The organism is Massilia psychrophila, assembly GCF_002760665.1.
Lineage (GTDB): Bacteria > Pseudomonadota > Gammaproteobacteria > Burkholderiales > Burkholderiaceae_D > JAFCUW01.
The window spans coordinates 163843-175492 of the sequence record NZ_PDOB01000003.1 but is presented as its reverse complement, the minus strand read 5'-3'; the positions used below and the strand labels follow the sequence as shown (position 1 = coordinate 175492).

8 protein-coding genes are annotated in these 11650 nt (G+C 63.0%); 3 read left to right on the top strand and 5 right to left on the bottom strand.

All coding sequences use genetic code 11. The features are described from left to right. Positions 1-15 precede the first annotated feature (15 nt). A complete protein-coding gene (gene gspG, locus CR103_RS03735; protein ID WP_099914655.1) occupies positions 16-459 on the bottom strand; it encodes a type II secretion system major pseudopilin GspG in 444 nt (147 codons plus the stop codon). A 491-nt stretch (positions 460-950) separates the two neighbouring features. Between gspG and CR103_RS03730 the strand changes: the two genes are divergently transcribed. Beyond that, positions 951-1622 (top strand): NF038120 family PEP-CTERM protein, encoded by a 672-nt coding sequence (locus CR103_RS03730; protein WP_099914654.1) that lies wholly within the window; start codon positions 951-953, stop codon positions 1620-1622. A gap of 43 nt (positions 1623-1665) precedes the next feature. Next, on the top strand, positions 1666-4899 hold the full coding sequence (locus CR103_RS03725; protein ID WP_099914653.1) for a S8 family serine peptidase: 3234 nt from the start codon (positions 1666-1668) through the stop codon (positions 4897-4899). A 170-nt stretch (positions 4900-5069) separates the two neighbouring features. Here the strand turns inward: CR103_RS03725 and CR103_RS03720 are convergent, their stop codons facing one another. Then, positions 5070-5531: a hypothetical protein gene (locus tag CR103_RS03720; RefSeq protein WP_099914652.1), complete on the bottom strand. Its 462-nt coding sequence runs from the start codon at positions 5529-5531 to the stop codon at positions 5070-5072. Between the two features lie 312 nt (positions 5532-5843). Between CR103_RS03720 and CR103_RS03715 the strand changes: the two genes are divergently transcribed. Next, positions 5844-6176 carry a hypothetical protein gene (locus CR103_RS03715; protein ID WP_099914651.1) on the top strand — a complete coding sequence of 111 codons (333 nt, stop codon included), beginning with the start codon at positions 5844-5846 and terminating at the stop codon, positions 6174-6176. Here CR103_RS03715 and CR103_RS03710 read toward each other — a convergent pair. The 3 genes from CR103_RS03710 to CR103_RS03700 all read right to left on the bottom strand — a co-directional run bounded on the left by CR103_RS03710 (position 6157) and on the right by CR103_RS03700 (position 11647). Further along, the gene (locus CR103_RS03710; protein WP_099914650.1) at positions 6157-6903 is read right to left on the bottom strand and encodes an NF038129 family PEP-CTERM protein; all 747 of its coding nucleotides are present in this window, start codon (positions 6901-6903) and stop codon (positions 6157-6159) included. The two genes, CR103_RS03715 and CR103_RS03710, sit on opposite strands and share 20 nt — an antisense overlap. A 12-nt stretch (positions 6904-6915) precedes the next feature. Further along, entirely contained in the window at positions 6916-9930 is a 3015-nt protein-coding gene (locus CR103_RS03705) for an ExeM/NucH family extracellular endonuclease (RefSeq protein ID WP_099914649.1), read from the bottom strand. A gap of 286 nt (positions 9931-10216) precedes the next feature. Next, on the bottom strand, positions 10217-11647 hold the full coding sequence (locus CR103_RS03700) for a mannose-1-phosphate guanylyltransferase/mannose-6-phosphate isomerase (protein WP_099914729.1): 1431 nt from the start codon (positions 11645-11647) through the stop codon (positions 10217-10219). Positions 11648-11650: the final 3 nt, after the last annotated feature.

The following is an 11650-nucleotide window of genomic DNA, read 5'->3' as shown; positions in this document are numbered from 1 at the left end:
TGTTTCCGGTCCCGGCTAATTGGTGATGTCGGCGTCTTCGCCGCTGCCGCCGGGCTGGCCGTCGCGCCCGAGCGAGAGAATGTCGAACTCGCCCTTCGGACCCGGCGCACGGTACTGGAACGGATGGCCCCAGGGATCGGGCGGCACGGCTTTTTTGAGGTAAGGGCCGTTCCATTTGCCGGCGGCGCTGGCCGGCGCCGCCAGCAAGGCAGCCAGTCCTTCCTCGGTGTTCGGGTAACGGCCGATGTCGAGCCGGTAGGTGTCGAGCGACTTTTCGAAGGCGCCGATCTGGGCTTTGGCGATGGTCACTTCCGACTTGCCCAGCTGCGAAAAGTATTTCGGGCCGACGTAGGCGGCGAGCAGGCCAATGATGACGATGACGACCAACAGTTCGAGCAAGGTGAAGCCGCGCTGGGCGCGTGGGACTGTAATGTAGTTCCGGAAAATTCGCTCGACCATTCGCGTACTCCCTCAATCAATCATTTTTAACCAAACTACACTGCCGCGACGCGTGCAAGCGATGCAAGCGATGCAATTTAGGCAAGCCGGCCCAAAATGCTACCACAGCGCAAGTATCCTTGCCAAATTTATCTTTTCTATCAGGAAGGTTGACGCGTTCTCAACGCATTCTTCCTCTTCCGCCTATCACGGTCCGTCGAGAAAAGAAACTGAACTTTTCCCCCGTGTCGCAAAATCGTTGCATATTTGCGAAATAAATGTCCGCATGAAAATACATTTCCCTAGTGCAAACAGAATTAAATATTGCAACAAGTTGGAAATCAAAAATATTAGTTGTTAACTTTTTTAACATCAAAATTATTCTATTTGCTATATTTTATTGCATCCTGAAACATTTAAGGAAATCAACAAATTGCCCGGGAGGGGAACCGCCTTACGCCTGCGGCGCCGCGACCGAATACCGGAATGCCAAGAAAATATAAGAGATAAAAATGAAAAAGAGTGTCAGCTTTGCAGTGGCGATGGCAATTGCCAGCGTATGTTCGTCGGCGTCTGCCGGCGTTGTGACGTTCGATAATTTTGGTCCCGCCATCTATTCCGGCGGCGAGGTCCTTACCGATGGGATGCAGACAATCACTGTCCGCGGTACGAACGGTTTTGACGGCGCAATCATCAACGGCAGCGACCCGACCAGCTGCGACATCGCGGTATGCCCGGCTGGCAATTCGAGCAAATATTACGCTGGCGTAAACGATGGCGGCGTCAGCTTCGGTCTCAGCGGCAGCCTGTTCAACCTGACCGGCGTGGACTTCGGGTTCCTCTTGCCGCTCGACGCTCTGATCAACTTTACGGTCGGCCAGTTAGTCGTCACCGGCAATGACGGCAGCTCTGCCTCGAAGGACTTTGCGCTGCAGGACCTGAATGGCGACTACGGGTTTGCGCATTGGGATTTCGACGGCCCCTTCAGCCAGACCCGCTTCACCGAGGTGACGTTCAACGCCTGCCTGTACAACACCGCTGGCGCTTGCGTCAGCCCGGCCGGCAATCAGGCTCAGTTCGGCCTCGACAATATCGCTTACGTGCCGGAGCCGGCCAGCCTGCCATTGGTCGCGCTGAGCCTGGCGGCCATGCTGGCCGCCTATCGCCGCCGCAAGTGTGCTTGATTCATCTCCCTCCAACAATCTCAATAAGACCGGGATCACAACAATGAACCAGAAACTCCGTCCTATTTCGCTGGCAGTCATGACGCTGCTGGCCAGTATCGCCTTTACCGCGAATGCCCAGGAAGTACGCCGCTCCTACATCGTCCAGCTGCCCGCCACCGCCGCCGCCTCATATGAAGGCGGCATCGCCGGCCTGCCCGCCACCAAACCGGCGCCGGGTAGTCACCTTGACATTTCGGCGACCGACGTGCAGAACTACATCGCCTACCTCGAAAGAAAACAGAATGACGTGCTCGCCGGTATCGACCCGGCCAACGTCACCGCCCGCTACGATGTTGCCCTCAATGGCTTCGCCGCCATGCTGACCGACACCGAAGTGCGCGCGCTCAAGAAGAACGCGGGCGTGCTGAGCATCCATGCCGACAGCATGCAGCAATTGCACACCAGCAGCACCCCGGCTTTCCTCGGCCTCGATCAGGCCAACGGCCTGTGGAGCAAGGTCGGCGGCAAAGGCAGCGCTGGCGAAGGCATGATCATCGCCATGCTCGACAGCGGTGTGTGGCCGGAGAACGCCAGTTTCGCTGACCGCGTCGACGCCAACGGCACGCCCACCCACGATGCCAGCGGCACCCTGGCATACGGACCGCCACCGGCCAAGTGGCGCAATTACGCCGGCGCGTCGGATTTGCCCAACGGTTGCGAACTCAAGCCCGGCATCACGGCCGCCAGCTGCAATAACAAGCTGATCGGCATCCGCTCGTACGCCCCCGCCAACTTGACTATCGCCGCCGCCGATTTCCCGTCCGGCCGCGACGCTACGGCTGAAGGCAGCGGCGGTCACGGCTCGCACACCCTGTCGACCGCGGGCGGCAACGCCGGCGTGCCGGTCACCATCAACGGCATCGATCTCGGCTCTCTGTCGGGCATGGCGCCGCGTGCGCGGCTGGCAATGTACAAGGTGTGCTTCACCGGCGGCGGCTGCGCAGGCAGCAGCACCGTGGCCGCCGTCAATCAGGCGATCAAGGATGGCGTCGACGTCATCAACTACTCGATCGGCCCGACCGCCGGCGGCGGTTTGATGTCCGACCCGACAGCGGTGGCGTTTTTGAACGCGTCCAACGCCGGTATTTTCGTTGCCGCTTCGGCCGGCAACGCCGGTCCGGTCACGGGTCCGGCCGCCAACCTGGGGCCATGGAACGCGACGGTGGCGGCATCGACCCACAATCGCGCTATCGGCGCCAACGTGGTCGCAGGGAACGGCGCGATCTATCGCGGCGCCTCGCTCAACCAGGTCGCGCTGCCAAGCGCTGCAGTGATCAGCGCCCGCAATGCCGGCACCGTCGCCTATGCCGCACTCACCCCGGCCGACCAGCTGGCGCGCCGCCTGTGCTACACCGCCGCTGACCGCACCGCGGCCGCCAGCTTCCCGGGCATGCCCGCAGGCACTACCGCCTCGTCGATGGGGGCGCTCGACCCGGACCTGGTAGCGGGCAAGATCGTCATCTGCGACCGCGGCAACAACGCCCGCACCAACAAGAGCGCCGCCGTGCTCGCCGCTAGCGGCGCCGGCATGGTGCTGGCCGACAATGGGGCCGGCCTGGTGAGCGAAGTGCACTCGGTACCGACGGTGCATATCAGCGCGGGCGATGGCAACCTGCTCAAGGCCTATGCCGCCGCCAATGCCATGCCAACGGCTGCGCTGACGAAAGCCCTGGTATTTCTCGACAAGCCGGCGCCGTTTGTCGCCGGTTTTTCCTCGCGCGGCCCGAACGTGGCCGACAACAACATGCTCAAGCCGGACATCTCGGCGCCGGGCGTCGATATCGCCGCAGCCTACACGCCGTCGACGACCGCCGACGAAGTGAGCACGCTGAAAGCCGGTGGCGCCACCAGCAAGACTGGCTTGAGCATCATCTCCGGCACATCGATGGCCAGCCCGCACATCGCCGGCCTGGCCGCATTGCTGAAACAGCAGTACCCGACCTGGACGCCGGCGATGATCAAATCGGCGCTGATGACCACGGCGACCGACACACTCAACGACGGCGTGTCGGCCGCACTGCCATGGACGAAAGGTGCCACCGCGGCCGGCAACAAGCCGTTCGGACAAGGCGCAGGCCACGTGACGCCGAACGGCGCCAGCGATCCGGGTCTCGTGTACAACGCAGGCCTGGCCGACTATGTGCGCCTGGGCTGCGGCTTCACCGCCCCCAACGTGCCGATCTACACGCCCGCAACCTGCGCCGCGTTCGGCTCGATCAAGGGCGTGGCATTGAACCTGCCGTCGATAACGGCCGGCGCAGTGCTCGGTTCGCAGACCATCACGCGTACCGTCACCAACGTCAGCGACGTCTCGTCCACCTACACGGCGACGGTTGCCATCGATGGCTACAGCGGCGTTGTCACGCCGGCGAGCTTCACCATCGCGCCCGGCGCCAGCCAGACCTACAGCGTCAAGCTGACCCGTACCAACAAGCCGCTCAACGCCTGGGGCTTCGGCAACCTGACCTGGGAAGACGGAATCGGCCACAAGGTGCGCATCCCCGTCAGCGCCCGCGGCACCGCGCTGTCGGCGCCGTCGCTGGTCTACAGCGAAGCCGCCAGCGGCAGCAAGATCATCACCGTCGGCACCGGCTTCGCCGGCCCGATGACCGTCGACAAGGCTGGCCTGAAGCCGGCAACCCGCAACACGTTCACTATTTCGGCCGTCAGCAACGCCGCGCAGCAGGGCTTGTGCGCTGCCGGCACCTCGCCGGCGGTCCGGGTGACGAACGTCGTTGTTCCGGCAGGCACACAGGTGGCGCGCTTCTCGCTGTATAACGCCGATACCACCGCTGCTGCAATACCGGGCGCGGAAGACGATCTCGATCTGGTCGTCCTGAACTCGACCAGCACCATCGTTGGCGCCAGCGGCAACGACGGTTCGAACGAGGCGGTAACGCTGATGAACCCGGCGGCGGGCACTTACAAGGTCTGCGTGATCGCGTATAGCCTGCAAGCGCGTCCGTCGACCACGGCCACCCTGTCGTCATGGATCGTGTCGTCAACGGACGTCGGCGGCAACTTCAAGGTGCTCGCTCCTGCCACCGCCTACATTGGTGGCACCGCCTCGGTGGGCATGAGCTGGTCCAGCCTGGCCGCCGGCCAGCGCTACCTGGGCGCGGCGTCGTTCAAGGTCGATGGCGTAGTCGCCGGCACCACGCTGGTCGACGTGCAGACCAACGATCCAGTGCCGCTGGCGCTCAATTCGAAGCCGCTCGAGGTCGGCGCCGAATAAATGCCTGATGTCGGCACGGGCGCCCGCAAGGGCGTCGCGTTACCGGGCCGCGTGCACCGCAAGGTGGCGCGGCCTTTTTCATTATAGATCGGCGGGTGTCCGGCAAGCGGCTGGCAACTGCATCGAGCGGCTCAGGCCACGCCGAACGGTGTTTTGGCGCCGATGCCTTCTCAGGTGTCGTCGTCGGGCAGGCTGCCGCTCCCGCGCGGGCGCAAGGTGCAGCGCGCGGCCTCGCAGGTCGCGCCCGGGTTGGTCTCGAAAACGCACGTGGACATCATGCCGTTGCGCAGGTTCTCTTGCTTGCGTGCCGACGCGTGTCGCTCGATCAACGGGCGCAGCTTTTTCAGGTCGGTGCGCTTGCTCGACCAGGCAAGATAGCCGTCCGGCCCACCGCACGGCTTGGCGCCTATGGCAATGCTGTGGCATTGCTGTGGCCCGTCGCAGGCAGCGTCGCCAAGCTCGACCTGGATTTGCGTCAGCAGTTCAGCACTGGCGATGCCAACGACGGTTTTACTTTCCCGATCGACGACATGGGCAATCGGCAGCGCGGCGTCTGGCGTCGGCCTGGAATCGGGGCGGCCAGCGCTGCAGCCGGCGCAGGCAAGTAGGAGGATCAGCGAAAGTTGTCTCATGGGCACATGATCGCGTGCCAGCGCGCCAGGGTCAAGCCTGATTCGATTGTTCAGCCATGGCACGGCTTGCTTGTCAGAGCATGCGCCCTCGCTGGACTGGTCTGGGTCGACTGTAACCACAAGCACTATTTATTGCAACGCAACCACCCATCAGCGGCAATCGAAAATATCTCATCATCATTCATTGTCTATCAATGCGCTGTTATTATCTGTTCAAAATCTTATAAACCTTACCGCCGGCATTCTGTTATTGCCTTGGAGAAAATTCCCTAATACAATAGTTTGTGTTACGAATCAGCTTGCATACACTAGATGAAAACTTTTAACTTCTGCGTCATGTTCGCCGGCGCCGCGTTCGCCTTGCTGACTGCCTGCGGTGGCGGCACCAGTTACCCCGCCGTGGACCAGGCCAGCCTGGCCACGCCGATGGCACACATTAACGCGCCGGTGGCCGACTGCGAAGCGGAGGGTTGCAACCGGCCGCGCGTGGTCGATGGGCTGGCCGAGCAGTTCCGCGCCAGCGCCATCGCCGCGCCGCCGGCCGAGCCGGCACAAGCGGGCGAGCCGATGCAGGCAAGCGGGCCGATACTGACCACTAACCAAGCCACACCCGGTGCAGCTCCAGCTATCTTAGCGCCACAGTAAGACGCGAGGCGCCGCCCAAAATTTCCGTTAACAGGGTCGAGCCGCCCGCCAGCGTGCACCACCATGTGTTCGACGCCGGCCAGCTGCAGCTCGCGGCGCAAATGCGACAGCATGGCGTCGCCGGTGCGGCAACGGCGCGCTGCTTGCGGCGGCGGTGCACGAAGCCGATCAGGCCCAGGCCGGTCATCATCAGCAGCAGTTCGGACGGTTCCGGCACCGCGGTAACGCTGGCGAATTGGCCATCGGCGCCGACGGCGATCCCGGCGCCGCCGAATAGATCGAAGGTGACCAGCGGGCCACCGATCGGATTGAGACCGGCGTCGAGGGCGGACACTGAAAAAGTGCTGCCATCGATGCTATTGCCGTTTAAGAAGTCGGAATTGAACGACACGTCGAAGCCGAATGTATCGCCGAACAAGACATTGAAGCCGACCATGTTCGAAAAAGGGCTATTGCCGATGGTGATGCTGCCATCGGCATTGAAGACGACCGCGCCGTCGGCGTAATCGACGGTGCCGAACGCACCAGTGAAATTCGATACGGTTGCCGAGGCCGGCGCGGCATTGCTGGCGGCCGAGAAGAACAGGTCGATGTATGTCGGTTTCGCCAGAGCGCTGGTGTTCAGGTTGACGTGAAAGCTGGTCGGGCCGGCCAGCGCGCCGAGAGCCGTAGCCGCCAGGGTGAGCGCCAGCAGGCACTGCCGCAGGAATGTTTTAGCATTGATCATGGCAGGTTTTCCTTAAAATGTTCCAGAGTAAATCGATGCGGTATAGGTGATCGCGACCTTGTTCGGATTGGCGAACGTGGTTGTCACCGTCACGGTGGCGCCCGGGGCAATCGAGGCGCCGCCGGCGCTGATGTACGGCAGGCCGTTATGCGCGCCTGTCGCGTTGACGAGGGTTACGCCGGCCGGCAGGCCAGCTAGTTCCAGCTGGAACGGACCGTTGATCGCCGCGCCGCTATTGTTGGTGAAGCGATAGGTACCGGTGTACTGGCCGGTTGCCCGGTTCTGGGTGTAACCGGAACGCTGCACCGTGAAGCTGGACGTGACGTTGAAGAAGGTCGCGGCCAAATTCAGGCTGACGACGACCGGGTCGTGGTCCGAAGCGCGGTAAGCGTTGTTTTCGTACAGGTCCTGCGGCTTGGCGGTCTTGGTGGTGCCAAGATTAAAGTTGTAGTCGATCACTTCTGGCTCGTCGGCGTTGTTATGCCATTCGGTCGCGCCTGCCATCTGGGCGTCGAGCGACGCGGTTGCAAGCGCATGGTCGAGGTAGCCGGCGAGGCCGTCGAACACGTACGAGTAGACCATCTCGCGTGGGCGCACGAAACGCTCGAGCTGGTTGACCATGCCGGCGTCGGTCAGGGCGCGGATCGGGTCTTCGAAGCCGTGGGCGTTCATGTCGCCGATGACCAGTACGTCAGGGTCGCCCGATTCCTGGATCACGCGCGGGATGAAGTAATCCTTGAGGCGGTTGGCCTGGCCCAGGCGGTCGGCATTCCAGCAGCCCTGGCCGTCGAGCTTGTCGGCATTGGCGCCGCTGGCCGAACCGCAGCGCTTCGACTTCAAATGGTTGACGACGACCGAAAACTTCGCGCCATTGCCGGCCTTGAAAGTCTGGGCCAGGGTCGCGCGGTTGTTGATGTCGCGGTCGTCATCGGCGATCGGCGAGCCGGACGCGGCTACCTTGGCCGGCTTGTAGATCATCGCTACCCGGATCGCGTCGGTACCGGTGAACGATGGCACTGGCACGGCCGCGTAGGTGTTCGGCCCCATGGCCGCGTTGAGCGCGCCGACCAGATGATCGACCGCAATATTGCCATTATTTTGGATCTCCATCAGGCCGACCACGTCGGCGTCGATTGCCTTCAGCTCGTGGACGATCTTGGCACGCTGGCGCAGGAATTCTTCCCTGTTGTCGGCACCGCGGCAGTTGGCCGGGAGCGCTGGCCGGGTGCCGATGGTGCAGCCATTACTGGTGCTGGTGTTCTCGGTCGAGGCGCCATTGGTAAAGGTCGTGAAGAAGTTGAGCACGTTGGCGCTGGCAACCTTGATGTTGCCAATTGGCAATTCTGGGCCCGCCGTGCGCGGGTTGCTGCGGACGATGGACACCGATCCGACCGACAACGGTTGCAGCTTGTAGCCGTACTTGCTATTGCCGATGGAACCGTAGTCCACTATGCCGATGAGGTTGTCCACGCTGTCGCCAGCGCGTACTGTGTTGTCGGCGGCAATATACGGGATGGTGGCCGACTGGGTGAAGATCAGGTCGTCGAGCACGATCTGGTCGGCCGCGTTACGCGCGGCCAGGTTGAGCGCTTCCGCGCTACCGGGACGATAGCGGCTGGTCGGCACTTCGCGGCGCACCGACGCCAAGGTCAGCTCGCCGCGCTCGCCCAGCGAATCGACCGCGTTGACGATCAGCGAGCCGGTAAAGCGCACCAGCATGCCCTCATAGCGCTCGAGGTCGGCCGGCATGGACACATTGGTCGGGGTGACCGTGTAGCCGCCGCCGAGCCTGACAATCGAGGTAGTGTCCTTGAACTGGGTGATGCTGGCCGGCGCGCTGCCCGGCGTAAATTCGGTGACGGTGCCGGTCACGCGCACCAGCTCGCCAACCACGGCCGGGGTGACGCCGCCGAACACGAAGATGCCGTCGGAGGTGCTGGGATCGCCATCGCCGGCCAGGTGCTGGATGTAAAAGCTGCTGCTCGTCTTGAAGGTGATCACGCCTTCGGTGGTCTGTACCATGTCGGCGACCGGCGACTTGGCGCCGGAACCCTGGATCTGCGAGATGGTGCTGGTGCCGGAGGCCATCAGGGTCACCTTGCAGGTGGCGCTTTCGCTCGCGTTGGTGTCGTTGGCAAAGGTCACGTCGACGACGAAAGCGCCGACAGGCACGCTGGCGTCGACGCTGAGCGTGGCGCTGGCTTCGGCACCGGCACCCGAAGCCACGAACGAACCGAGCGATACGCCGGCGCGCGCGCCGGCGCTGATCGATGCGGAGGTGATGTTGCTGTCCAGGTCGGTGGCGACCAGGGTGATTGCCCCGCCGCTGCCGGCAGCGAATGACACACTGGCCGGGCATGACGTCTTAAGCACGATCGGCTTGACGGCCGGGGTGCCGCCGCCGCAGACGTTGGCGCCGGCCGAGGTACTGCGCGCAGCAGGGATGCCGGCGGAGAAGTCATCGGCATTGTTATCGGTGTCGGTGCAGCCGTTGGCTGCCCGAAAGATTGCCATCGTGGCCGACGGCGCCGGCGCTACCTTGCCTTCGAACGAGTTGGCGGTGCCGAAACCGACCAGGTCGACGATGTTGGCGGCCTGGTTTGCCGGCGTCATCGATTCAGCAATCTTCGACAGGGCGACTTTGCCGGTCGTTCCCGACAAATTCAGGCTGCCGGTCTGGTCGGCGGTACCGACCTCCGACCCGTTTGCGCCACCGGCTCCCGTCACCAGGAAATACTGCCCCGCGGCCAAGCTAACATTCGGCAAGGCCGTCGACTGCCAAGCGGTGCCGGTGGCCGACTGATACTGCACGCTCATGCCGGCCAGGCTAACCGGCGAAGCACTCCGATTGAACAGCTCGATGTAGTCCCGGTTCCTGGAAGCGCCGGTGTTGCCGCCCGCGCCATACACCTGGCTGACGACCACGTTGCCGGGCGCGGCAAGTGCCGGCAGCGCCAGGCTGGCGCACAGTGCGGCAAGCATGGTCATGCGGCCGGGAAAATATATCGGAGCAACGGGCTTTTTCATTGAGCTGTCCTGATCGGTGAAGTGTCGAATCGTCGTGTTGCTAATTTGGCAGTTCGGATAATACAGTGTATTGCCAAAAAGTATTTATTATTAAGAAAGATTATATTACTAGGTCGCAATGACATGTTGATGACTAAACAATGATCCGTTCGGACTAATTTCGAGCCAAAGCGAAGGCGATGTGCTGTCAGCGCCGGTTGGCGGCAGGCGCGCGCGGCAATTGAGCAAAAAAAGACGAAAAAAAACGGAAGCCGCAGCTTCCGTTCCGTTGAGGGCGCCAACCAGGCTAGGCACGCTGGTAGATATCCTCGAAACGCACGATATCGTCTTCGCCCAGGTAGCTGCCGGACTGCACTTCGATGATGTGCAGCGGCATCTTGCCGGGATTTTCCAGCCGGTGGTTCATGCCGATCGGGATGTAGGTCGACTCGTTTTCGGACAGCAGCTTGACCGTCTCGCCGCAGGTGACGCGGGCGGTGCCGCTGACCACCACCCAATGCTCGGCGCGGTGATGGTGCATCTGCAGCGACAGTTTTTCGCCCGGTTTGACGGTGATGCGCTTGACCTGGAAACGCTCGCCCGCGTCGATGCCTTCGTAGTGGCCCCACGGCCGGTAGACCTTGGTGTGGTGAAGGTGCTCGGTGCGCGCTGTCGACTTCAGGTGTTCGACGACCTGCTTGACCCGCTGCACCTGGTCCTTGTGGGCGATCAGCACGGCGTCGCGCGTTTCGACGATGACGAGGTCTTGTACACCGATCACGGCGACGATGCGGCTTTCGGCGCGCACCAGCGAATTGGCCACGCCGTCGAGGTAGACGTCGCCGCGCTGGCTGTTGCCGTTGGCGTCGCGCTGCTGCACTTCCCACAGCGCCGACCAGGAACCGACGTCGCTCCAGCCGATGTCGGCCGGCACCACCACGGCGCGCTCGGTGTGCTCCATCACGGCGTAATCGATCGAGTCGGACGGGCAGGCATTGAACGAGTCTTCGTGCAGGCGGCAAAAATCAAGGTCGCTGTAGCCGAGCCGCACCGCCGCTTCCGTGGCGGTGGCAATTTCCGGGCGCAAGCGGGTCAATTCGGCCAGGAAGCGCTCGGCGCGGAACAGGAACATACCGCTGTTCCAGTAATAGCTGCCGTCGCGCAGAAAATCCTGGGCGGTGGCGCGGTCCGGTTTTTCGACGAAACGGTCGACCCGGTAGCAGCCGTCCGTGCCATCCACGCTGCTGCCCACTGCAGCGCCGCGGTGGATGTAGCCGTAACCGGTTTCCGGCCCGGTCGGCACGATGCCGAAGGTGGCCAGCGCGCCTTCTTCGACCATCAGGGCGGCGCGCCTGACGGCGGCGGCGAACATGTCGGGCCGTTCGATGACATGGTCGGCCGGCAGCACCAGCATGACCGCGCCGGGATCGATGGCGGCCAGGAAATGGGCCGCCGCGGCCACCGCCGGCGCCGTGTTGCGCCCGCTCGGCTCGAGCAAAATACCGAGCGGCGCGACGCCGATCTCGCGCAGTTGTTCCGCCACCAGGAAGCGATGATCGTTGCCGCACACCACCACCGGCGCCATCAGCTCAGGCCAGTCGGCCACCCGCAACGCGGTTTCCTGCAGCATTGTCTTGTCCGTCACCAGCGGCAGCAACTGCTTGGGCAACACCGCGCGCGACAACGGCCACAGGCGCGTGCCGGCGCCGCCGGACAGGATGACAGGATAGATTTTCATGGT

Bases quoted from the DNA above. Each gene is read 5' to 3' on its own strand.
- CR103_RS03720 (WP_099914652.1), bottom strand. From the start codon at position 5,531: ATGAGACAACTTTCGCTGATCCTCCTACTTGCCTGCGCCGGCTGCAGC.
- CR103_RS03715 (WP_099914651.1), top strand. From the start codon at position 5,844: ATGAAAACTTTTAACTTCTGCGTCATGTTCGCCGGCGCCGCGTTCGCC.
- CR103_RS03700 (WP_099914729.1), bottom strand. From the start codon at position 11,647: ATGAAAATCTATCCTGTCATCCTGTCCGGCGGCGCCGGCACGCGCCTG.
- gspG (WP_099914655.1), bottom strand. From the start codon at position 459: ATGGTCGAGCGAATTTTCCGGAACTACATTACAGTCCCACGCGCCCAG.
- CR103_RS03710 (WP_099914650.1), bottom strand. From the start codon at position 6,903: ATGATCAATGCTAAAACATTCCTGCGGCAGTGCCTGCTGGCGCTCACC.
- CR103_RS03705 (WP_099914649.1), bottom strand. From the start codon at position 9,930: ATGAAAAAGCCCGTTGCTCCGATATATTTTCCCGGCCGCATGACCATG.
- CR103_RS03725 (WP_099914653.1), top strand. From the start codon at position 1,666: ATGAACCAGAAACTCCGTCCTATTTCGCTGGCAGTCATGACGCTGCTG.
- CR103_RS03730 (WP_099914654.1), top strand. From the start codon at position 951: ATGAAAAAGAGTGTCAGCTTTGCAGTGGCGATGGCAATTGCCAGCGTA.